Genomic DNA, 21,979 nt, shown 5'->3' with positions numbered 1-21,979 from the left:
GTGGATGTCGAGTCCAACGTAGTACATAAGCGCCTCCTCTTTGGTTGAGTTTTAAGACAACACAATCATATCAGGATGGCGCTTATTTTTTTCATGGTATCAGGTCTTGATTTATAACATTTTTAGGTTGATCCCTCTCCCCTCCCGCCATCCCCGTCGGGAAGCTTGTGAATCTTCGTGTGAATTTTGTGCTGTAGAGGCTGTGCAAAATCCCTGCCGTGAGAATCACAAGAGTGCTGGACACAATGGGGGAAGTCAACGATGCCGCTACTGCAATCGACAAAAGAGCCAGAAGCCGAATCACCAGCCCTGCCCCAGAAAGTTTTGCTAAAGCTTTGGCGAAGTCTCCAGGTGCAAATTTTTCTCGAGACTTAAACTCAAGTTTTCCGTCCTCCCAAAAATAAAGCCCTTCCCAATGAGCCAGGGGAAATAAAATTGCGCCCAGAGCCAGGCCAATGGCTCGGCCTGACATCAAATCCAAGCCCAGAGTAAGATGAAGTAACCAAGCAAGCCCTTCCATTAAAATGCCAGTAAATCCAATCTCCTCCACCCCACTCCATTGAGTTTTCTTTTCATCAGGAACCCCAAACCGATCTAGAAGGTTGTAAAACCAGGGCATGAGGCCGAGGGGAGTGTACCCCGTTTGGGCTTGCGTAATTCCATTGATTTCTCCAGGGGCTTGTTTTAACATTTGAATGAGGGCACGAGACAACTGAATGAACTGGCTCAAAGACTCACGTAAAGAAGTACTCGGTGGAGCGCTGGTGAACATCGCTGTGCTGCTGCTCACGGCAGGGGCGATCAGCGATGCGTTTATGGCATTTAAGCTCTGGACCAAGGTAGCAGTGCTATCATTGGGAGCTGTGGTGCTTGTAGGGGGGGTGTTCGTATATCCCAACAAAGATTCACACAAGGAGGAAAGGTGAAATGGTAATTCTTGTTGGTTTGGCAATTTTTGCAGTGGTGATGGCCATTCTTGTGAATGTTGATGATTATCGGAAGGCCCACCACCCCCACCATCGTTAGAGCCATGCAACGATTTCAGCAAGATGGAGAGCTGAGATGATAATTCTATGGGGTTTAATGATTTTGGCAATTGCAGTCGTAGTCCTTGTAAAGGTTGATGACTATCAGAAGACCCATCCTCGTCATCGCTAAGACCACGCAATGCTGCTTGCAAAGACTCAGCATTTTGCCGTGCAGTTTCTAAAAGCTGTGTAAGGTCTTCTTCCCCTTCTAAACCCATTCTCTGAAAAAGTAAATTTCGAGTTGCTAAATCTGGAACCAATCGATCAAGGGTGGCTAGAGCCAAGGCACGTGTGGCCGGGGTCTCACTTGTTAAATTTCCTCGAAGACCCTCGAGAAACCTTTCGCTTTCTTCATTCAACTGAAGCCCTTCAAAGGTTTCTCGAATGAGTGCAGCAAAAGGACCCGCTTGATGAGTCCATCGAGCGAGTATTTGATTAACAGCAAAGGCAGCTGTTGTATTTCCTTCTTTATTCTTCTGGCTTACCTCAATCAAAGCTTTAAAAACTTGAATAAATTCTATGAGTCTAGTTTGTAAATGCTCTGGGGCAACTTGTGCTTCAAGAGAAAGCGTTGGATCACCTAAAGCATCTCCTGGTTCTTCTCCGTCTCCTTTTGAAACACTGAAGAATTCTTTCATCTTTCTAAAATAAATACTTCGATCTTCGATTTTTGAAGTATGAGGCGCAATCACCCAGTAGCCGATATGGGCCGCTTTTAGTTTTGCCTTGATCCCCTCAGTATGAAAACCTCCGGCGACTAACGCAACAGATTTAAGATTCTTTTCCTGAATGATTTTTTGGATTTTTCCTTGGAAGATTTCGTCTCGTTCAAGGACTTTTGCGTAGAATTTTTGGGCTGTGTTAAAGATTCCAGAGAGATTGGGGGATTCATAGTCTATTGCTTCTTTTTTAGCTAGCTTGCCAAGTTGAATTATAAAATCTCTGATAAAGTTGTTCGGGCCTATTTGGCTAGAGGCTAAAGGCTGGAGGCTAGAGGGAGAAACGAGGAACGAAGGATGAGGGGAGAAGGACGATAGACGAAGAACCATGAACGAGGAACGAAAGACGATGGACGAATCAGGCTCTTCAGCGTCCTTCCTCCCTCTCTCTTCTTCCATCGTTTTTTCATCATCCTTCGTGCTTCGTCCATCATCCATCCGTTCTTTCTTTTTCAATTCCGCAATCCGCAACCCGAAATCCGCAATTCGAAGGTCTTCCCTACTTCCTTCCATCGATATGACTCTTTTCAAGAGCGCAAAGTCTTTTTCTAATCTTAGAAGTTTTTTGATCTCTTTTTCATTTTCTTTTCCCCTATACGCTAAACGCTCTGCGTTATCCGCTCGCTTTTCAACCTCTTTCTCTAATTCACTCCAAGAGATTTGCTTCATGAGGGACATTTGTTGGATGAGGAGTTGAAGATTGGGATAGAGTTTCTTTTCTTCCTGTTTTTCCCTCCCCTTAATATAAGGGGAGTCGGTGGGGTTATTAACTTCTTCCATAACTCCCCCTGCCCCTCTTAACTTAAGAGGGGAGACGTTCTCTTCATCTTCTGGTTCTAGATATCGACTTAAACAAAGATAATGCTTCTCATCACTGATTCTCCCCAACCGATGCTCTAGCACATTCCTTAAAACTTCACTGAGTTCTTCTTTGGGCAGTTTCTTTTCCAGTTCAGAGAGAAATGTTAAGTATTCAGACTCGATCTTTGATGCGTCCATTTTCTTTTCGAGTGCTTGGAGTTGAACGTAGAGCCCGAGCTGGGGATAGTTTTGGCTAGAGGCTCGAAGCTCAAGGCTCGAGGAGGAAAGAGGAAGAGATTGATTTTCTGCTGTTTGATTTTTTGCTTTTGCCTCGAGCTTTGAGCCTCGAGCCTTCAGCCCGTCGTTTGCCTCCAGCTGCTTCACATATTCCCCTAAATCCATCTTAAACTCCCGATACTCCTCCCTCTTTTCAATCAGCTCTATCAATTCCTTCGGATAAATCTTTTGTCTTAAATTTTTAATGGTTTCTTGAATTTTTATCCATTCAGACTCTTCTGATTCTTGAGCCTCTAAAAGTTCTCCCATGCTTTTGACGTTTTCAATGTAAGCATTTGTCTCTTCGATTCCGATTCCTTCGACTTTATGGGAATCAGAATTGATTAAAAATGCCTCAACACCATTGATCTTATGATTTTCCAAAAATTTTTGACTGGCCTCGCGTAATATTTTTTTATCGGGAAAGCTCCAGAAAAACTGCATATTAATGGGGCCTGACGCGGCTTCGGAAAGAACATAGAAAGACTGGCTCGAAGCTCGAGGCTGGAGGCTCGAGGATAATACTCTGCTCGAGGCTCGAGGCTCAAGGCTCAAGGTAAATACTTCTTCGGTTTTTGCTTTTGCTTCGAGCTTCGAGCCTCGAGCCTCCAGCTCGCTTTTAGCCTCCAGCTGCTTTAATATCCTCGCAATATTCCTTTGCGCTTCGGTATGGCAATGAATATCTTCAATAATGAATACGAGCGGGCGGCCTTTAATCTCACTTTTCTCAACGACTTCCCCAATATCATGCGGGATTTCCACGCGATCCAATGATTTTTGAATAGACCCATTTTCAATTGATAAAGGAGAAAAGGCTTCGCTGCCCTGAATGGGAGAAATGATTTTGACTTCTTGCCCCAAAGCTTCTCGCGGCGTGAGGTCATAGAGCAAAAAAGTGAGGATTAATAGAATGCTGATAATCTTGTTCAATAGTTTCATAACTTCTTTATTTTAAATGAGATAGATTTTATTCAAATTCATAATCCTTGGAACTTATTCAATCTGTTCGAGTTGAAATACCATAGCTTACACGGATCCACTTAATTAAGACACAAAGAAGAGGTAAAAAGACAAAAAAATTTCAAGGAAAATTGAGGCATCACTGGTAGGTTGGAGTGCGAGCGCCTATAAAAGACGGACCAACATCTGAATGAGGATACGTCGAACGAGTTCGATGAGAAGAAAAGCAATGATGGGAGAAAAATCGATCATTGCCCATCGTAGAGGTATGAGACTGCGAATGCGATTCAGCAGAGGATCCGTTACTCGATAGAGAAATTGAACAATGGGATTAAAATGATCGGGACTCACCCAGGATAAAAGGACTCGAATGAGCAATATAAGTGAATAAAAACGTGCGATCCAATCGATAAGATTCATTAAAAATGATATCATTTTCCCCTCAATTCTTTTGATCGTTTTTCGGCGGCACAAACCCCTTCAATCACAATTTTACTCAATCCTTTTTTTTGGAATAGATGAATCGCCGCTTCAGTCGTTCCACCGGGGCTGGTCACTTTTTTTCTTAAAACTTCTATAGATTCTTCGCTCTTTTTAACAAGCATTGATGCCCCAAGCGCTGTTGCTTTAACAAGTCGATTTGATATTTCCTCGCTCAGTCCGAGCTCGGTCCCTGCTTTTTGAAGTGCTTCCATCAAATAAAAGAAATAAGCGGGTCCGCTTCCGCTCACAGCGGTAACCGCATCCAGTAAATTTTCTGGAACTCGGACGACCTCCCCCACAGAAGACATCATTTCCTCTGCAAGATTCTCATCTTCAGATGATGAAAACATTCCTCGACTGATACCTGAGATCCCTTGGCCCACAAGCGCTGGCATGTTTGGCATGACACGAATGATTCGGGCCCCCTTTCCAAGGGCTTTTTCAAATCTTTCAATAGGCACTCCCGCTGCGATGCTAATGAAAATTTTATTTCGCAAAGGAACTGCAGCAATTTCTTTGAGAACTTCATCAATATTTTGAGGTTTTACGGCAAACAAAATCAGATCAGAATTTTTAACCCCCTCAGAATTATTTTCAAAAAAATGGATTTCAAATTTTTGACAGATAAAATCGCGTCGCTCATTTTTTACTTCGGTAACGGCAATAGAACTTCGATCTGCTTTTCCGGAATTCAAAAGTCCCTGCAAAATGGCTTCAGCCATATTGCCTGCCCCAATGAATAGTATTTTTTTATTTTTAAGAGTTAGTGTTGTCGCCATAATTTTTTTGTTCCCCAAGTGGATGAAAATAATCGGTAAATTTAAAATTCAAAAGTCAAAAATCAAAATGACATACTAAAATTCAAAATTTCTACTGCTATTACAAGGGAGACATTTCAAATTTTGATCTGTCATTTTGATTTTTGATGTTTGATTTTTGGATTCTCATGACTTACTTTCCAAATATCGCCTGTCCAATTCGAACCATGGTTGATCCTTCTTCAATGGCAATCGTAAAATCGTGACTCATGCCCATTGAAAGAATATCCATGTCCTTAAAGCGATCAAAAAGGGTTTTCATTTTTTTGAAATAAGGTCTTACCTCTTCTAGATTTTCTAAAAAAGGGGCGATAGTCATAAGGCCTCGAATACGCAAATGATCCCATTTCTTTATATTTGAAACGGCTGCCGTGAGCTCCTCTTCTCTAAAACCAAATTTGCTTTTCTCTTCCCCAATATTAACTTCGAGTAAAATATCGATCGTTTTATTTAATTGAACTTCCATTCTATGGATTTTTTCTGCTAATCGCAAGGAATCTACAGATTGAATCATTTGAAACGTTTCAAGAGCCTCTTTCACTTTATTGGTTTGAAGATGGCCAATAAGATGCCAGGTCAAATGGGTTGGGAACTGCATTATTTTTTCTCGAGCTTCTTGAATCCGGCTTTCTCCAAAAAGGGTGATACCTGACGCGACGGCCTCAAGGATTTTGTCAGGCGAGATATTTTTAGTGACCGCTAGAAGGGCGATTTCAGAAGGGTTGCGGTCCACTTTAGTCGAGGACTGTTCAATGCTTCTCTGGATGATTTTTAGGCGTTCTCGTAGGGTGGACATTTTCGCCAAATTGAGCTATTAATTTCTCGGTTCCCGTGTCTTTTAGGTCGAAAACGATTTCGGTATCGTATCTGACTTCATTTTCTTTACCCGAAATACATTCAACCATTTTTACAATTCCATGAAAACGTGCCTTTCGGCTTATTCTATTTGATTTTGAAATGGAGGGGATCATCATGACGATTTCGAGTTGGGACTCAAGAGGCAAAGCCTGTTCAAGCAAACATCGAAACCCATGGGAAGAAACATGAGTGGCCTCGGCAATCAGCCAATCTTTATGAATACCGATTTTAACAGAGATTTTGTTTATTCGGTCCATAAAGTCGAGGTTTTCTGAGAAAGGGGAGTCCCTTCCTTATTTAAGAGCACCACTTTCCATGACTCAACACGGCCTTCTTTTTGAAATTCCTCCCCCACATGTTCAATGGCCGTTTCGTAAAATCCAGTTCTATCAATTGAGACATCTAATTTTTTATGATGGATTGTCCAGTCTTCAGTCGAGCGGTAAGAAAAAATAATTTGAAACTCTTCTTTTTTAGAGAGAACTTTTGAACAGTTCCATTCAACAATAAAAATCTCTCCTTGATGATTTGAAGAAAGTTGAGGGGGAGAATAAAATTTATCGAAATAATTAAACTGATAACCTAAGGGTGTGGAAGGGCGTCCTTGATCATAGGAAGCAGAATCTCTTTGCGTTACTTTTTCAATAGAAAATGGAATACGGACTTCTAAATCGCTAAAAACTAACGAAGATGAACCCCCGAAGAGCAAATATCCACCCACAAACAAAGAAATCAAATAACACTTCATTGCTTCCCCCCCCGTTTTGCCAATGCGTGTGTAACAACGAAAATCCAAAAATCAAACATCAAAAATCTTGTCGGACAATGTAAAACTTAAAATGTTTCCCCTGCACTAGCATTAGAAATCTTGAATTTTAGCATGTCATTTTGCATTTTGATTTTTGCATTTTAAATCTACCACTTATTTTTATCCACTTGAATAGACAAGTGTTGATACTGAAAACAAAGAGAATGCTACCACAAACCGATCTAAAATTCCATTCGATTTAGTGTAAGCCCCGTCATCAGCTTGGGATAAAAATCAGTAGATTTTTGGGGCATTCGTTCTCCTCCAAAAGCAACATCACGAACGCTTTCGCTTTGAGTCGGATTAAGGAAGAAGACCATTTCGGCTTTTGAAAGCTTTAAACTTTCAAGGGCCTCGTCAATTCCTCGACAATAAAATAGATTCTCTTCTTGCTTAACCATCTCTTCTTCAATCCCCAGTCCTTTTTCAAGGATCAGGTAATGCAAGAGAACAACATCCAGTCTGCGCCAGGCCTCCGTATGTTTTTCATTAATTTCGTTTTGAGGAAGCACAGTCGCTTCATAGTGAAGAAGGACCAACTCATCTAAATTTTCGCAAAGACCGATGACATGTTTGAAGGAATGACCTGGGGTCATTTTTTCATGGATAAATTTGCTTTGGGATGTTTTAGGTAATTTAAAACGATCTATTTTAAAATGAGCTTTAAGAACACTCCAAAGCTGGGTTTTGGCTTCTTCAGACACCTTGCGAATCAGTCGGTGTGTAGGAAGTATGACTAATCCTTCGTCATATAAATTAACAAAAGCCATCATGGCATAATCATACGGCTTTGAAAAAGGAAGGCTTCCAAAGCGCTCTCTCATTTGATTGCGATAAGTCAAAGCGGTTTCATAGCGGTGATGTCCATCCGCAATCAGTAATTTTTTATCCTTCATTTGTTCGGTAATTTTTTGAGTGAGCACTTGATCCTTCACGGACCAAAGTTGGTGACGAACGCCATCATCTTTATCAACAAAATCAAAAAGCATTTTTGTGGACGTATCGATGTGGAGTTCTTTTGATATGAGATAATTTTTATCTTCATAAAGCATGAAAATAAGTCCAAATTGTGTTTGTGTTGCCGTTAAATGATTCAACCGGTCGGCTTTTGGCTTAGACAATGTTTCTTCATGAGGAAAAACAATTCCTTTTCCGTATTCTTCGAGTCCTCCCAATCCAATCAAGGCTTGACGATGTTTAATCTCCCCAAAGACTCTAAATTCCTGATCGTAGGCATAAAAGGCCTCTTCCGGTTCTTGGATAAAAATTTCTTCTTTAAGCCATTGTTGAAGAAGCTGAGCTTGAGGTTCATAACCTATTTTGGAATTACTCATCTTTGAAAGATCTGATTTGAGAATTAAACGAACAGCGTTATGAGGGTCTCGTTCCTTATAAGCTTTAAAAAGCTTGGAATCAATTTTGTCATAAGGTTGTGCAATGACATTTTCAATTTTAATTTTCTTAGGATTATAATAAATCCCTTTAAATGGTTTAATCGTTGCCATGGTTTCCTTTCTAAAAGAAGCTCGAAGCTGGAGGCTGGAAGCTGGAAGCAAAAGCCAAGCAGGCTGTTGTTTTTACCTCGAGCCTCGAGCCTCCAGCTTCGAGCTTTGCTTTTGACTCTTAACTTCAAGTTTCGCTTTCTTAAATTCCTCTCGTGCTTCCTTAAAAAAACTAAGCGCTATCTCCTCCTTATAATCTCGATAAGTCCATGGCCAGGGATGAAACGCTTTATCTTTGAAATATAAAGTGGACTGGGCATAAATTCCCTTTCCAAGGTAAATACGATAAGTTGCCGGCTTTGTTGTTGCAAGAACGATTTTGTCAAGATCGATATACCCTGGATCAATATTCCACTGTCTCAACCCTGAAACACTCCCCTCCTCTTCAAGGGCATTTGATTCTAATTTAATATCCCGAATCATCAAAGGATCTAATTTGCGTTCAAAAACATAAAAGCATCGAATAATTTTAGGACCCAATTCATCTTCATAATACGCACTGTAATCAAATGGAAAAACGGGACTTCTTTTTTTAATTGTCCCCCATTTTTTTTCTAAAACTTGTTCAGCGCTTAGAAGATGACCCGCGGATGTTAAAAGCCCTACAAAAAGAACAACTTCATGTGGAAATTGGGGACGACCCATAGATCACAATATCTTTTATAATTTATTTTTTGAAATGACTTTCACAACCTCTTTTTGTTTTAGAAGACCCTCATAGGAAAATAAAACAATTCCTCGAGGAGAAAGATTCAGGGTTTCAAGCCATTCCCTTTCAAATCCTACAGCATCTCTTTCAAACAGATAAGGACCTAAACCGATCCAAACCGTCCCATAAGGGCCAGCCCCCAGAGCCATTTTTGAAAGAAACCAGGAAAGGTGTAAATCCAGCGTATAATTCATAATAACAACAAAATCAATCTTTCCTTTTTCGACCCAAGTGCTCCAATCTTGATAAGAGGAAAAATAGGCCCTCTCGGGCCAGGGTAATACGGCCGCAGAAAGCTGAATGGATGGATATTTTTGCTTTAAAATTTGATGGAGCTCGGCCACTAATTTTGTAATTTGATCCCGTCTCCACTGATCCCAGCGCATATGATTTTGAGGAGTTCTTGCCATGGACAAAGGATTAAGTCGTGTCTCCTTTTTAAACCATTCGACACTCCGTTTCCCATAACCAAATTCAATTCCACGATGAAAGGCATAGTAGGAGCCTGGCAGAAAAGGAGAGGTCAAGGGATAGCGAACATAATCAAGATGGATACCATCCAGCTCTGGATAATTTTGAAGCACTTCCTGAACGACTCCCAAAAGATATTTTTGAACTCGTTCATCCCCAGGTTCTAGCCAATAACCATCTTCGCCATAAGAATACCATTCCCCTTCAGGAGGCGGAATATGATTTCCAGGATAATCAACCATCGACCGGCCTTTTTGGTCTCGAGTGATTGCATCTTTCCCTAATTTTTTAATCACAGGAATATTAAGATCTTTTCCAACCCAAAAAACATTAAACCATGCATGAATTCTGATTTCTCTGGCGTGAGCATTTTTAATCGCAAAACGAATGGGATCAAATTTTTCTTTTTTTTGAATTTCCTGAAAAGGTTTATCGTCGGCAAGTTTTGAAGGGTACCATGAACGGTTTCCACGATACACTTGCAAGAAAATATCCTGGGTTCCGAGCTTCGATGCGAAATCCAGCATTTCAATAATTTTAGCTTTGCTCGAAAGCGTTTGATTATCCCCTTCACACGGAGCCCAAAGACCTAAATGCGTTTTTGGGGACTCGGCAAAGCACGGTAAAATAAAAAGAAAGGATAAACAAAAGAGCGGGATAGTTCTAACAATAAAAATGGGAAAATTTTGAGTTTTAAAATTTTTGACTTTTGATTTGTCATTTTGATATTTGATATTTGATATTTGATATTTCATTTCATTCCAATATCCCGTCGATAATGCATTCTTTCAAAATGAATTTTAGTGATCGTGTCATAAGCAAGTGTTTGAGCCTGTTTCATGTCTTTTCCTAGGGATGTCACTCCCAAAACGCGTCCCCCATGAGTCAAAATTTTCCCATCCTTGGATGATGTTCCAGCATGAAAGAGCATGATATTCTCCATTTTAGACGCTTGATCCAACCCAAGAATTTCAAACCCATTCTGATATGCGCCTGGATAGCCCCCTGAAGTCAAAACAACGCAAATCGCTGTTTCTTTATGAATTTGAACGCTTTCCTTGTCAAGTGTTCCATTACAAGAGGCCAAAAAGAGAGGAACGATATCGGACTTAATTCTTGGCAAGATCACCTGCGTTTCAGGGTCTCCAAAACGAACATTAAATTCTAAAACTTTTGGACCTTGTGAAGTTAGCATGAGCCCGGCATAGAGAACACCTCGATAAGGAATGCCTTCTTTCTTCATTCCACGAATCATCGGGTGAAAAACATCTTTGAGAACGCATTGACGTAGTTCTTCGGTTGCTTCTGAAACGGGGCTATAAGCGCCCATGCCGCCTGTGTTTAAACCTTGATCGTGATCCAAGGCTCTCTTATAGTCTCGGGCTTCGGGTAGAAGAACAATATTTTCTCCATCTGAAAGCGCTAAAATCGAAATTTCTCGGCCTTCGAGGCATTCCTCAATGAGAATGTTTTCGCCTGAAACACCAAATATTTTATCGACCATAATCTTCTGAAGAAAGAGAAGAGCTTCATCGCAGGTTTTTGCAACAAGAACACCCTTCCCTGCGGCCAAACCATCGGCTTTAATGACCCGTGGAAGATGAGAATTTTGAATATATTTTTTTGCTGATGCAAAATCTGAAAAACTTTCAGATCTTGCTGTAGGTATGCCGAATTTTTTCATCATGAATTTTGAAAAAATCTTGCTGGATTCAAGCTGAGCAGCTTTTTTCGAAGGGCCAAAAATTTTAAGACCTTCCGCTTCAAATTGATCCACAATACCCAAACTGAGCGGAAGTTCAGGCCCTACTACGGTAAGATCTATTTTTTCTTTTTTTGCAAAATCAAGAAGACCTGAAATATTTTCAATAGGAATGTCCACCCTCTGGGCAAGGCTGGAAATTCCGGGATTTCCTGGTGCACAATAAATTTTTTTGACGAGAGGACTTTTTGAAATTTTCAAGGTGAGCGCGTGCTCCCTCCCCCCGCTTCCAATGACAAGAACTTTCATCCCACCACCTGTCTCTGGCTTAAAAAGCCACTTTCTATCAAGGCCATCCGACACATTGAAGACTTCCTTTCCTTAATAAATAAACCTCACCACAAAATTTAGTTTGATTGACAGGTGGTGGGATCATCATGATCAACTTTCTAAATACGGATTTTCAATGCGCACACCGCGAATGATTTGGTGATGATTCATATCTTCTGTCAAAACCTTTTCACATTTTGCGCTCTCGGCTGCTGTAACGATAAGGGCATCCCAAAAAGAAATTTGATTGAGGATACTGCAATCGATCGCGTCTTTGATTATTTCAAAGTCAATGACAACGATCTCTAGATTTTCAAAATCCGAAAGAATATTTTTTGCAAGCAGTGGAGCTATACGCAGTTTTTTTGTCGCAATAGAGAAAAATTCCTGAATCACTTGGGTTGAAACAACTCCAACCCTGCTTTCATTTAATTTTCTCAAAATTTGTCTAGAGATGTCTCGTTTTTTAGGGGTGTCAGGATCAAATGCATAAACCAAAATATTTGTATCAAGAAAAATCTTAGACATCGTAAGCGTCCTCACGTCTCCATTTTATACCGCGTGATCCGATATTTGCTTTATCTGCAAGCTTAAAAGCTTCTTCCAACCACCCCGTGCGTGAAGGTCTTGTTACGGTTCTCGTAAGAAGTTGACGAATTAAGTCATTAAGAGAGATATGATGCCTTTGAGCATATTCCCGACCCGCTTTTAAAAGTTCATCTTGAATAGATAAAGTCACATTGCGCATAAAGAACCCTCCTTTCAAGGAAAATATAACACATAATATGTGCGCACAACAATATTAATATTTTGAATTTTTGAAAGGATAGAATCAGGGGCTCACTTAATGCCTAAAATGTCTCGCTCCGGTAAACACCATGCTCATCCCTTTTTCATTGCAGGCCTGAATCACTTCTTCGTCGCGGATGGATCCGCCGGGTTGAATCACGGCTGTGATACCCGCATCGTACGCAAGATCGACTCCATCACGAAATGGGAAAAAGGCGTCTGATGCCATGACAGATCCCTTTAGATTTTTTAGAGATTTTGTGATGGCGATTTTTACAGAATCAACCCGTGACATTTGTCCTGCTCCAATTCCAATGGTTTCGTTCCCTGTTGCAAAAACAATCGCATTGCTTCGGACATGCTTGCAAATGTTCCAAGCAAAAAGAAGGGTCTCCATCTCCTGAGGGGTAGGCGCTTTTTGTGTTACAATCGTTAAGTCCTCTTTTCTGAGAGGCATCTGATCTATTTCCTGTAGAAGCAGTCCTCCGCGGATTCTTTTAAAATCAAGACCCGTTTTTTTCAGTTTATTTGCTTTACCTAATGTTTCAAGAGGAATGAGAATTAAATTTTTCTTTTTCTTGAATTCTCCCAAGGCCTCTTCAGTAAAATTAGGCGCCACAACCGCTTCGACAAAACCTTTTGCAATGAAGGAAGCGAGTGCCCCATCTACAGGTCGGTTAAAACCCATCACGCCCCCAAAGGCAGAGACAGGATCTGTCTCCAATGCCTTTTGATAAGCCTCAACCAAATTTTCAGCCACCGCAACACCGCAAGGATTATTGTGTTTGATAATAACCGAACAGGGATTATTAAATTCTTCAACCAGACGACAGGCTGCATCTAAATCAAGCAAATTATTAAACGATAAACTTTTTCCTGAAATGGGTTTGGCCGAAACAAGATTTGGCTCGGGGGTATTGAATTCTTGATACAGAGCTGCCTTCTGATGAGGATTTTCTCCGTATCGCAAATCTTCTACTTTTTCAAAGTTTAAAGATAATTCATCCGGAAAAAGGGTTCCAGAAGGACGGATTAAGCCCTCTAGAAAATTTGCAATAACCAAATCATAATGAGCGGTATGCGCAAAAGCTTCTTGAGCCAGTCGAAGTCGGAAATTTTCGCTTAAAGCGAGTCCGTTTTGTTTAAGCTCGTCCAAAACCAGTTTGTATTTACTAGGGCTCACAACCACCGCAACGGATTGATAATTTTTAGAGGCTGACCTCAGCATCGAAGGTCCACCAATGTCTATATTCTCAATCGCTTCAGCAAGACTCACCCCATTTTTTGAAATGGTTTCTTCAAAAGGGTATAAATTAACAACCACCAAATCGATGGGAGTAATTTGGTGTTCCTGCATTTGGCGGACATGTTCTGGATTTTCTCTGAGTGCGAGCAGTCCTCCATGAATTTTTGGATGAAGCGTTTTAACACGACCATCTAAAATTTCAGGGAAATCTGTTACGTCCGAGATCAAGCGAACATTAACTCCGGCCTCACGGAGGGTCTTTGCTGTTCCTCCCGTTGAAATAATTTCAATTCCCAGACGGCTGAGTTCCGCTGCAAATTCAGTAATACCTTTTTTATTTGAAACACTGATAATCGCTCTTTCAATTTTACTCATCTTGTTTCTATCCCCTTTTTCTCAACGAATTCTACGCCTGATTTTCCTTTGACAATTTCGCCAATAACCCGTGAATCAAATCCTGTTTTTTTAAAGAGACGTTGTGCGGTCTCGATATCTTTTTTTGCAATGATAATTACAATTCCAATCCCCATGTTAAAAGCACGAAACATTTCTTCATCCGGAAGATTCCCAAGGCGTTGCATGAGCTGAAAAATAGGCAAGATACTCCAGGATCCCTTATGAATTTTAGCCTTTAGCCCCGCAGGAAGCACTCGAGGAATATTTCCAGGAAATCCACCGCCTGTTAAATGAGAAATGGCATGAATATTCAAAGTTTCATAAACCTTTAAAATGGCATTGCTATAACAGGTGTGGGGCTTAAGGAGAGCGTCGCCTATGGAACACCCCAGTTCAGGAATTTCCTGGCGGACATCCCAATTCATTCTTTCAAAGAAAATTTTTCGGGCCAAAGAATATCCATTGGTGTGGAGTCCATTTGAAGCTAAACCCAAAATAACGTCACCGGCCTTCACTTTTGAGCCATCAATAATTTTTTTCCTTTCAACAACCCCCACAATGGTGCCTACCAAATCATAATCTTCGCCGCTGTACATCCCTGGCATCTCGGCCGTCTCGCCCCCGATAAGAGCGCATCCTGCAATTTGGCACCCTTTAACCAATCCCTGAATCACTGCGTTTCCAACTTTAGGATTTAAGCGACCGGATCCAATATAATCTAGAAAGAAAAGGGGTTTTGCGCCTTGAACCACAATGTCATTGGCGCAGTGACTGACAATATCTATACCTACTGTGTCGTGCCGATTCATCATGGCCGCCACTTTGAGTTTTGTCCCTACTCCATCGACACTTGAAACAAGAACAGGGTCTTTGTATTTCTTTCGATCCAGATGAAATAAACCACCAAACCCACCGATCTTCGATAAAACCTCAGGACCATAGGTTCGATGAATTGATTTTCCAATATTTTTTTTGAAATGATCCAATTTAGGGATATCGACACCTGCTTCTTTGTACGAAAGAACACCGCTATTCATTGCAGCCTCTTAGATTTTCTAAAAAGTTCACCCATTAAATCTGAAACACACAAAAATTTCCACCTGGAATTTTTAAATTCTTAATTTGTTTTATATTCCAATCCCCAATCTCGATAATCATTACCCGCATATTGTTCTGCGTCTGGCCAAGGAGAGTTTATTTTTGCTACAGAAATCCATTCTGCATGACCATCGACAAATAAAAAATTCGTCCCTCTGGAGTGAATACCATTTGAAACGGGATAATCCCATAAAAGGGCGGCTATCGTATCATTGCGCACGGTATAACCCGGAATATTTCCAACGGAAGCTTGTCCCATGAGATTGCAGTTAATGGCATCATCAACCTGATTTTTATAAGCATCCACCCGTGAGGGCGCAGACGATGATGTCTCGTCTTTTTGAACAGGACAACGAAATTGAAACATGTCACCGCTCAAAAGGGCGTTGGTATTTTCCTCGCCTAAATAGCTATAAAGCAAAGCGGGTAAATTTTTTACTTCATCACAGGTCTCTCCCCATCCAGGAAAACGCGCTTGTCCATCGTCTTGCACATAAAGGTGAATCGCAACCCCTAACTGTTTTAAATGACTCAGACATTTAATTTTTTTTGCGGCGTCTCGCATTGTTTTAAACATGGGAACTAAAGCTGCGGTCACAATTAAAATGGCAGCGACAAGAACAAGCATTTCCAGCATCGTAACCCCTGATGAATGTTTTTCTCTCCTTAATCTTGAAGCAAAATTTATCATTCAATTCTCCTCAGACGATTTCTAACGAAAGATTATTCAACCATGATCCTTCGTAATCGTCTTTAGTCCTAATCCCCACATATTGTAAGGTGTAATACCTGTATGCGATGACTGCATCTGCTGCGTTGACATCCAACTGATGTGCCCGTCATAAAAAGCAATATTGGAGCCTCCTCTATGAATTCCAGGGAGGGGTTGAAGATCCCATAAAACACTGACCCATTCAGGATTTTTCACTCGAGTTTGAGCCACTTGATTATCTAAATTAAGAGAATTGTACCCGTAATCCGTGCGATTCCCATAATTATCCTGACGAATATTGCCTGCACTATCCTGATTACCAGTTAAAGCATCAAAATTGGTAGGACATCTAAAAATCTCAAGTTTACCTTCTTTTGCGCTGATCGAAGATTTGGGGCTTAAATAAGGATAAAGAAGGGTCATCACATCCACCAAGTCGTTTGAAGGGTCGATGTCCGGAAATCTTCCACTTGTTTCCTCTTCAACATACATTCTAACAGCCTGAATCAGTTGCTTAAGATTTGCAACACATCGCGTAGATCGGCCCATCTCACGGCCTTTGAGCAAAACGGGAACGAGAACACTTGCAAGAATCAGGGTAACAGCCATAACCATAACAAGCTCTACTGCGGTAAAGGCGGATCTTGAATGATATGTTTTTTTCATAATGTTTTTTGTAGTCGCCCGATTTATCCCCCCACCCATATCTTTAGCGCGTTCATAAGCTTATGACCCGTGCATTGACCGCTAAACAATCCCGCCACCTTAGATAGATTGGGTGGGGGGATGAATCGGGCAGTTCATGCGAGGGAGAGCCCCATGAATGGGGCAACTACAAAATGGACCTCACTTTTAACTCCGCGTTCTCGTCCCAATCAAATTTAAAAACTCCATTCTTGTTCCTCTGTCATTACGAAAAGCACCTAGCATTGAACTTGTGACCGCAAAGGCATTTTGCTTTTCAACTCCACGCATGGCCATGCATAAATGAAAGGCCTCCACCACCACTCCTACTCCCAGAGGATGAAGCGCCTCATTTAAAGAATTCGCAATTTGAGTCGTTAAACGCTCTTGAACTTGCAATCTTCGAGCAAAGACCTCGACAATTCTTGGGATTTTACTAAGGCCGATGATCCTCCCATCTGGAATATAGGCGACATGGCACTTTCCATAAAAAGGCAATAAATGATGCTCACATAAACTAAAAATTTCAATATCGCGGACCGTGACCATTTCGTCGCACGGTTCTTCAAAAGTGGCCCCGTTTAAAACCTTCTCTACATCCTTAGAATACCCCGAAGTTAAATAGCGAAGAGATTCTTTTACCCGATGTGGAGTTTTTTGAAGCCCTTCTCGACTTGGATCTTCGCCAACAAACTTCAAAATTTCAACAATGCGGTTTTCAATTAAATCATCCGATATTGTTTGTTTTTTCATAACGTTGTCACTCTCTTTTAAAACAGTCTCTTAAAAGGTTGATATTTCCAAGACCTTAGCCGCTGATGACTTCTTTATCAAAAGCAACCTCAACTTCTATCTCGATCTTTCGTCTAGCCACATCGGATTTCTTTACAAAAAAATCATAGACCCACCGTGAAGGAATCATCGTAGGAGAAAATCGATTCTGATCTTTTTTATTTGTAAAAATAAGACTATAGCCGTATTCCTGGGATAGGATATCAGCGAGAGCATATTGATCCCCCCACTTTTCTTGAATCAGTTGTTGAACAAATTCACTCAGCTTTTCTTTCATAGAGAAGGAATTATACCTTTTATCCTTCCTTTGATGCACGAATTTTATTCTCCCAAATCCCGATTCAGAAGGCATCGGGATTTTGGGATTCTCGAACAAATAACTTTGTGCTATGATCTCGAGAAAATGTTATTTTCCGTCTTAAATTAAGGTACAACGCTACAAATGAACCCAAAGAAAATAAAATTCACTCTAGGAATTTTAATTATTTTAGGAGCCTTAGCCTGGCTTGCCTTTTCAGGCTTTGAAGAAAGCAAGGCTTATTATGTAACCATTGACGAACTCAAACAAATGGGGACGGAGGCCTATCAAAAAAGAGTTCGTGTTGCTGGAATTGTTGTGGAAAATTCTATTGAAAGAAAAGACACCGACCTTCTTTTTCAAATCTCACAAGGTGATCTTGTTATTCCCGTTCGATATTTGGGTCGCGATCCTATCCCTGATAGCTTCAAAGGAGGTACCCAAGCTGTTGCAGAGGGGAAACTCACTCCTGAGGGTATATTCCAAGCCCAAAAGATTCAAGCCAAGTGCGCCTCGAAATATGAAGGGACTTTTCAAATCCAAAAATCAAACATCAAAAATCAAAATGACATTGGAAAATCCAAAAATTAAAAAAGAGCAATTCAAAAATGAGTTCAAACAGAGACTCAAATCTTTTATTTTAGCGCTGGTTGGACATATCGACTCATTGCCCACTGGAAGAGTTTTTCAAATTATCTCTGACCAGCTGATCCGCAGTGGAACAAGTATTGGTGCTAACTATTTTGAGGCAAGAGCTGCAAGTTCCAGAAAGGATTTTATCAACTTCTTTACTCATGCCTTAAAATCTGCCAATGAATCAAAATTTTGGTTAGAAATTTTAATGGAAATAGATAGAAGCAATATTGAAAAATCGAATATATTGCTAAATGAATTAACTGAAATATCTAATATCCTAGCCTCTAGCATCTTAACGATGAAAGACAAAAAATAATTAGGTTAAAGTTTTAGATTTTAATTTGTCATTTTGATTTTTAAAATTTGATTTTTGGACTAATTTATGAGCCTGCTCGGTAATCTTTCTCTGATGTCCGCTTTAGTTTTTTCAGTCTATGCAATCTTATCGGCTCTTTGGGGCGCAAAAATAAACCATTTCGCGTTTGTTCAAAGCTCTCGCCATGCGGTTTATTGCGTCTGCACACTTATCACTTTGGCTGTAGTGTGTCTGGTTTCAGAACTTCTAATGAATCATTTTCAAATTGAATATGTAGCCAAATATTCTAATCAGGCGCTCCCTATCCCTTATAAAATTGCAGCGCTTTGGGGAGGGCAGGAAGGATCTCTTCTTTTCTGGTCCTGGATCCTTTCGTGTTATAGCGTTATCATTGTCCACCAAAATAAAAATCACCATAGTTCCCTCATTCCTTATGTGATTTTCGTATTGATTAGTATTACTTTTTTCTTTCTCATTCTCAACGTTATTGTGGCAAATCCCTTCAAGGAACTAGCCCTGGATCATGGAAATGGGCTGATCTATCCTTATCAGCCAGAAGATGGAAAGGGCTTAAATCCCCTTCTTCAATATTTTGCGATGCTGATTCATCCTCCCATTCTCTACCTTGGATATATTGGAACAGCAGCCCCCTTTGCCTTTGCAATCGCAGCGCTCATCACGAAACACAAAAGTTCTGCCTGGATTCGCACCACCCGTCGATGGGCGATTATCAGTTGGGCCTTCTTAGGAATGGGTATTCTTCTGGGCGCCAAATGGGCTTACGTAGAACTTGGCTGGGGTGGCTACTGGGCTTGGGATCCTGTTGAAAACGCATCTCTCATGCCGTGGCTCACGGCTACAGCCTTTCTTCACTCCGTAATGATTCAGGAAAAAAAAGGGATGCTGAAAATATGGAATATGATTTTGGTGATGATTACTTTTCTTATTTCAATTTTTGGAACTTTTCTCACAAGGAGCGGAATTGTCAATTCCGTTCACGCCTTTGCACAATCGAATATTGGGCCCTATTTTATATCCTTTATTGGTCTGGCAAGCCTTTTCTGTTTGATACTGCTTTTATGCCGACTTCCCTTTCTTAAATCCGAACGAACGCTGGAGTCTCTTGTTTCTCGAGAAGCAGGGTTTTTATTAAACAATTGGATTCTTCTGGCGGCCTGTTTCGCAGTCCTCTGGGGAACCATTTTCCCTGTTATTTCAGAAGCCATACAAGGCCAAAAAATTACGGTTGGCGCTCCATTTTTTAATAAAGTCAACATCCCTATTGGAATTATTTTGCTGTTTTTAACAGGCGTCGGTCCCTTGCTTGCGTGGAGAAAAACATCGTGGGCGAGTCTCAAAAAAAATTTTTCCTATCCCATTCTTGCCTCTCTCCTTTTTGCACTTGTAATCGGTTTTTTTGGAGTACGTCATTTATATGCATGGATGACTCTTTCTCTTTCCTTTTTTGTCTCCCTAACCATTTTTCTTGAATTTTACCGAGGGACTCAGGCTCGGCATCGCTCGACGGGAGAAAATATTTTTATTTCACTGATCAACCTCACTCGGAAAAATGCCTGCCGCTATGGAGGCTATATCGTTCATGTTGGGATTGTGATGATCTTTATCGGAATGAGCGGAAATGCTTTTAATCAAGAAACAAAAACAGCTTTAAAAGAGGGCGAGTCTCTGAAAATTAAAAACTACACCCTTGTCTGCAAGGAAATAAGACAAGAAGACAATCCCAATTATGAATCAGGGATCGTGCGTCTAGATCTTTTTAAAAACAATCGATTCCTTAAGCAACTTCAAACGGAAAAGCGATTTTACAAGGCAAGCGAACAACCTACTTCAGAAGTAGCTATTTATTCAACTCTGATCGAGGACTTTTATGCTGTTTTTGCTGACTTTTCAGAAAGCGACAACAAGGTCCTGATACAAGTATTTTTAAATCCCTTAGTCCAGTGGGTCTGGGTCGGGGGACTGGTGATTGTCTTTGGAACGCTGATTCTTCTTCTGCCTGAAAGAGTTATGAAAATTATTACAAATTGTCAATTAAATTGACAATTTGTAAGGAATAGGCTACGCTTCTATCATGATCCATCGAGAGATGTCTCGTGCTTTAGCCGTACTTGCCAAAGGATACCCTATACTTGCTGTTACGGGGCCTCGACAATCTGGAAAAACAACCCTTTCAAAAGCTATTTTCCCCAAAAAACCTTATATTTCCATGGAAGATCCTGATGAACTTGAACTCGCAAGAAATGATCCCAGGGGTTTTCTGTCACGTTATCCTGATGGAGCCATCCTCGATGAAATCCAACGCACCCCCCACCTTCTCTCTTATCTTCAAACACAGGTCGATCAAGATGGAAGAATGGGGCTCTTTGTTCTGACAGGATCGCAACAATTTGGACTCATGGCCAAAATCAGTCAATCGCTTGCAGGGCGAGTCGGAATGGTTCAACTCCTTCCCTTTTCCCTTTCAGAGCTTGAGAGTGCTAAAAGAATACCTCCCACGCTTGAAGAACTTATGTTTAGGGGATCATACCCCCCCCTCTATTCACGAGAAGTTTCACCTCAAAACTGGTATGCGAGTTATATGATGACCTATATCGAAAGGGATTTACGCCAAATCCTCAATGTCCATGATCTCTCACTCTTTCAAAAATTTGTCCGCATGTGTGCCGCAAGAACGGGTCAACTTCTCAATTTGTCATCGCTTTCAAATGATTGCGGCATTTCTCACAACACGGCCAAAGCCTGGCTCTCGGCACTTGAGGCAAGCTACATCCTTTTTTTACTGACTCCCTATCATCGCAATTTTAACAAACGCCTTGTAAAAACCCCAAAACTCTACTTCTATGACACAGGTTTGGCATCGTGGCTTTTAGGAATTCAAAAAAAAGAAGAAATTGTAACCCACGCCATGCGGGGAGCTCTTTTTGAAACTTGGGTTCTTATTGAGCTTGCAAAAGGAAGGTTCAACGCAGGACTCACGTCTAATTTGTATTTTTGGCGGGATAACACCGGTCATGAAGTTGACGTTTTGATTGAAAACGGATCCCAATTAATTCCTATTGAAATTAAATCGGGCCAGACCCTTTCAACTGACTATTTTAAGGGACTTGAAAAGTGGTATCAAATCTCTGGAGAAAAAGAAAAATTATCCTATCTCGTCTACGCAGGCGCTCAAGCCCAGCCTTTTAAAGACACCAAAATCATTCCATGGCGACAAATATCCAAAATTGCTGAGTCTTGAGATTAACTCGAAGGCAGGCTTCGCAAAAAACATATGGGAGAGAAAAACAAGCATCGTAAAAAAATTTTCCTTAATCCCTTAGTCCAATGGGTGTGGATCCGAGGACTCGTGATTGTGTTTGGAATGCTGATTCTTCTTACAGAAGTAGCTGCGAGGAAAGCTTTATGATATATGTTCTTTTGGTTGAACCCTAAGTTATGGCGATGATATTATGCAAGCATTGGAGGCGCCTTTTATGAAACGAACAACAAATGATTCCCTATGTAATGATCATATCGAACATGTTTT

The 21,979-nt window shown here is 40.8% G+C and carries 22 protein-coding genes; 4 read left to right on the top strand and 18 right to left on the bottom strand.

Annotated features, from left to right (window positions below; genetic code table 11):
* Nucleotides 1-91: 91 nt before the first annotated feature.
* The 18 genes from HYS07_00325 to HYS07_00240 form a co-directional block, all read right to left on the bottom strand.
* Complete coding sequence (locus tag HYS07_00325) at nucleotides 92-3,763, bottom strand: hypothetical protein (protein ID MBI1869619.1); 3,672 nt, start codon at nucleotides 3,761-3,763, stop codon at nucleotides 92-94.
* 186 nt (nucleotides 3,764-3,949) lie between these two features.
* Nucleotides 3,950-4,204 (bottom strand): YggT family protein, encoded by a 255-nt coding sequence (locus tag HYS07_00320; protein MBI1869618.1) that lies wholly within the window; start codon nucleotides 4,202-4,204, stop codon nucleotides 3,950-3,952.
* Nucleotides 4,205-4,215: 11 nt separating this feature from the next.
* Complete coding sequence (locus tag HYS07_00315; GenBank protein MBI1869617.1) at nucleotides 4,216-5,046, bottom strand: pyrroline-5-carboxylate reductase; 831 nt, start codon at nucleotides 5,044-5,046, stop codon at nucleotides 4,216-4,218.
* Nucleotides 5,047-5,218: 172 nt separating this feature from the next.
* Complete coding sequence (locus HYS07_00310; protein MBI1869616.1) at nucleotides 5,219-5,881, bottom strand: YggS family pyridoxal phosphate-dependent enzyme; 663 nt, start codon at nucleotides 5,879-5,881, stop codon at nucleotides 5,219-5,221.
* A complete protein-coding gene (locus HYS07_00305; protein ID MBI1869615.1) occupies nucleotides 5,835-6,200 on the bottom strand; it encodes a hypothetical protein in 366 nt (121 codons plus the stop codon). Before HYS07_00305 ends, HYS07_00310 begins: the two co-directional genes overlap by 47 nt.
* A complete protein-coding gene (locus HYS07_00300) occupies nucleotides 6,188-6,691 on the bottom strand; it encodes a hypothetical protein (GenBank protein ID MBI1869614.1) in 504 nt (167 codons plus the stop codon). The genes HYS07_00305 and HYS07_00300 overlap by 13 nt, the downstream gene beginning before the upstream one ends.
* A 242-nt stretch (nucleotides 6,692-6,933) precedes the next feature.
* Entirely contained in the window at nucleotides 6,934-8,256 is a 1,323-nt protein-coding gene (locus tag HYS07_00295) for a DUF1015 domain-containing protein (protein ID MBI1869613.1), read from the bottom strand.
* A 72-nt stretch (nucleotides 8,257-8,328) separates the two neighbouring features.
* Entirely contained in the window at nucleotides 8,329-8,898 is a 570-nt protein-coding gene (locus HYS07_00290) for a DUF4416 family protein (GenBank protein ID MBI1869612.1), read from the bottom strand.
* 15 nt (nucleotides 8,899-8,913) lie between these two features.
* Nucleotides 8,914-10,188, bottom strand: a complete 1,275-nt coding sequence (locus HYS07_00285) for a family 10 glycosylhydrolase (protein ID MBI1869611.1) — start codon at nucleotides 10,186-10,188, stop codon at nucleotides 8,914-8,916.
* On the bottom strand, nucleotides 10,185-11,444 hold the full coding sequence (purD, locus tag HYS07_00280; protein MBI1869610.1) for a phosphoribosylamine--glycine ligase: 1,260 nt from the start codon (nucleotides 11,442-11,444) through the stop codon (nucleotides 10,185-10,187). The genes HYS07_00285 and purD overlap by 4 nt, the downstream gene beginning before the upstream one ends.
* 132 nt (nucleotides 11,445-11,576) lie before the next feature.
* Entirely contained in the window at nucleotides 11,577-11,993 is a 417-nt protein-coding gene (locus tag HYS07_00275) for a PIN domain-containing protein (protein ID MBI1869609.1), read from the bottom strand.
* Nucleotides 11,986-12,213, bottom strand: coding sequence for a hypothetical protein (locus HYS07_00270; GenBank protein MBI1869608.1), 228 nt, complete (start codon nucleotides 12,211-12,213; stop codon nucleotides 11,986-11,988). The genes HYS07_00275 and HYS07_00270 overlap by 8 nt, the downstream gene beginning before the upstream one ends.
* Nucleotides 12,214-12,309: 96 nt before the next feature.
* On the bottom strand, nucleotides 12,310-13,875 hold the full coding sequence (purH, locus tag HYS07_00265; GenBank protein ID MBI1869607.1) for a bifunctional phosphoribosylaminoimidazolecarboxamide formyltransferase/IMP cyclohydrolase: 1,566 nt from the start codon (nucleotides 13,873-13,875) through the stop codon (nucleotides 12,310-12,312).
* Entirely contained in the window at nucleotides 13,872-14,933 is a 1,062-nt protein-coding gene (locus HYS07_00260; protein MBI1869606.1) for a phosphoribosylformylglycinamidine cyclo-ligase, read from the bottom strand. Before HYS07_00260 ends, purH begins: the two co-directional genes overlap by 4 nt.
* 80 nt (nucleotides 14,934-15,013) lie before the next feature.
* The gene (locus tag HYS07_00255) at nucleotides 15,014-15,685 is read right to left on the bottom strand and encodes a prepilin-type N-terminal cleavage/methylation domain-containing protein (protein ID MBI1869605.1); all 672 of its coding nucleotides are present in this window, start codon (nucleotides 15,683-15,685) and stop codon (nucleotides 15,014-15,016) included.
* 36 nt (nucleotides 15,686-15,721) lie between these two features.
* Complete coding sequence (locus HYS07_00250) at nucleotides 15,722-16,372, bottom strand: type II secretion system protein (GenBank protein ID MBI1869604.1); 651 nt, start codon at nucleotides 16,370-16,372, stop codon at nucleotides 15,722-15,724.
* Nucleotides 16,373-16,558: 186 nt separating this feature from the next.
* Nucleotides 16,559-17,143 carry a GTP cyclohydrolase I FolE gene (gene folE, locus HYS07_00245; protein ID MBI1869603.1) on the bottom strand — a complete coding sequence of 195 codons (585 nt, stop codon included), beginning with the start codon at nucleotides 17,141-17,143 and terminating at the stop codon, nucleotides 16,559-16,561.
* A gap of 55 nt (nucleotides 17,144-17,198) precedes the next feature.
* Nucleotides 17,199-17,459 carry a hypothetical protein gene (locus HYS07_00240; GenBank protein MBI1869602.1) on the bottom strand — a complete coding sequence of 87 codons (261 nt, stop codon included), beginning with the start codon at nucleotides 17,457-17,459 and terminating at the stop codon, nucleotides 17,199-17,201.
* A gap of 165 nt (nucleotides 17,460-17,624) precedes the next feature.
* Between HYS07_00240 and HYS07_00235 the strand changes: the two genes are divergently transcribed.
* From HYS07_00235 to HYS07_00220, 4 genes are all read left to right on the top strand, one after another.
* Entirely contained in the window at nucleotides 17,625-18,071 is a 447-nt protein-coding gene (locus tag HYS07_00235) for a cytochrome c maturation protein CcmE (protein MBI1869601.1), read from the top strand.
* Entirely contained in the window at nucleotides 18,046-18,432 is a 387-nt protein-coding gene (locus HYS07_00230) for a four helix bundle protein (GenBank protein ID MBI1869600.1), read from the top strand. The genes HYS07_00235 and HYS07_00230 overlap by 26 nt, the downstream gene beginning before the upstream one ends.
* Before the next feature lie 66 nt (nucleotides 18,433-18,498).
* Entirely contained in the window at nucleotides 18,499-20,493 is a 1,995-nt protein-coding gene (locus HYS07_00225; GenBank protein MBI1869599.1) for a heme lyase CcmF/NrfE family subunit, read from the top strand.
* 31 nt (nucleotides 20,494-20,524) lie between these two features.
* Nucleotides 20,525-21,691 carry an ATP-binding protein gene (locus tag HYS07_00220; GenBank protein ID MBI1869598.1) on the top strand — a complete coding sequence of 389 codons (1,167 nt, stop codon included), beginning with the start codon at nucleotides 20,525-20,527 and terminating at the stop codon, nucleotides 21,689-21,691.
* Nucleotides 21,692-21,979 lie beyond the last annotated feature (288 nt).

It is taken from the genome of Chlamydiota bacterium (genome assembly GCA_016178055.1).
Taxonomy (GTDB): domain Bacteria; phylum Auribacterota; class JACPWU01; order JACPWU01; family JACPWU01; genus JACOUC01.
The sequence above is the reverse complement of the archived record's forward strand: the minus strand, read 5'-3'. Positions and strand labels throughout refer to the sequence as shown.

Excerpts from the sequence above, each read along its gene's own strand:
- HYS07_00325 (MBI1869619.1), bottom strand. The coding sequence starts at position 3,763 with ATGAAACTATTGAACAAGATTATCAGCATTCTATTAATCCTCACTTTT.
- HYS07_00320 (MBI1869618.1), bottom strand. The coding sequence starts at position 4,204 with ATGAATCTTATCGATTGGATCGCACGTTTTTATTCACTTATATTGCTC.
- HYS07_00315 (MBI1869617.1), bottom strand. The coding sequence starts at position 5,046 with ATGGCGACAACACTAACTCTTAAAAATAAAAAAATACTATTCATTGGG.
- HYS07_00310 (MBI1869616.1), bottom strand. The coding sequence starts at position 5,881 with ATGTCCACCCTACGAGAACGCCTAAAAATCATCCAGAGAAGCATTGAA.
- HYS07_00305 (MBI1869615.1), bottom strand. The coding sequence starts at position 6,200 with ATGGACCGAATAAACAAAATCTCTGTTAAAATCGGTATTCATAAAGAT.
- HYS07_00300 (MBI1869614.1), bottom strand. The coding sequence starts at position 6,691 with ATGAAGTGTTATTTGATTTCTTTGTTTGTGGGTGGATATTTGCTCTTC.
- HYS07_00295 (MBI1869613.1), bottom strand. The coding sequence starts at position 8,256 with ATGGCAACGATTAAACCATTTAAAGGGATTTATTATAATCCTAAGAAA.
- HYS07_00290 (MBI1869612.1), bottom strand. The coding sequence starts at position 8,898 with ATGGGTCGTCCCCAATTTCCACATGAAGTTGTTCTTTTTGTAGGGCTT.
- HYS07_00285 (MBI1869611.1), bottom strand. The coding sequence starts at position 10,188 with ATGAAATATCAAATATCAAATATCAAATATCAAAATGACAAATCAAAA.
- purD (MBI1869610.1), bottom strand. The coding sequence starts at position 11,444 with ATGAAAGTTCTTGTCATTGGAAGCGGGGGGAGGGAGCACGCGCTCACC.
- HYS07_00275 (MBI1869609.1), bottom strand. The coding sequence starts at position 11,993 with ATGTCTAAGATTTTTCTTGATACAAATATTTTGGTTTATGCATTTGAT.
- HYS07_00270 (MBI1869608.1), bottom strand. The coding sequence starts at position 12,213 with ATGCGCAATGTGACTTTATCTATTCAAGATGAACTTTTAAAAGCGGGT.
- purH (MBI1869607.1), bottom strand. The coding sequence starts at position 13,875 with ATGAGTAAAATTGAAAGAGCGATTATCAGTGTTTCAAATAAAAAAGGT.
- HYS07_00260 (MBI1869606.1), bottom strand. The coding sequence starts at position 14,933 with ATGAATAGCGGTGTTCTTTCGTACAAAGAAGCAGGTGTCGATATCCCT.
- HYS07_00255 (MBI1869605.1), bottom strand. The coding sequence starts at position 15,685 with ATGATAAATTTTGCTTCAAGATTAAGGAGAGAAAAACATTCATCAGGG.
- HYS07_00250 (MBI1869604.1), bottom strand. The coding sequence starts at position 16,372 with ATGAAAAAAACATATCATTCAAGATCCGCCTTTACCGCAGTAGAGCTT.
- folE (MBI1869603.1), bottom strand. The coding sequence starts at position 17,143 with ATGAAAAAACAAACAATATCGGATGATTTAATTGAAAACCGCATTGTT.
- HYS07_00240 (MBI1869602.1), bottom strand. The coding sequence starts at position 17,459 with ATGAAAGAAAAGCTGAGTGAATTTGTTCAACAACTGATTCAAGAAAAG.
- HYS07_00235 (MBI1869601.1), top strand. The coding sequence starts at position 17,625 with ATGAACCCAAAGAAAATAAAATTCACTCTAGGAATTTTAATTATTTTA.
- HYS07_00230 (MBI1869600.1), top strand. The coding sequence starts at position 18,046 with ATGACATTGGAAAATCCAAAAATTAAAAAAGAGCAATTCAAAAATGAG.
- HYS07_00225 (MBI1869599.1), top strand. The coding sequence starts at position 18,499 with ATGAGCCTGCTCGGTAATCTTTCTCTGATGTCCGCTTTAGTTTTTTCA.
- HYS07_00220 (MBI1869598.1), top strand. The coding sequence starts at position 20,525 with ATGATCCATCGAGAGATGTCTCGTGCTTTAGCCGTACTTGCCAAAGGA.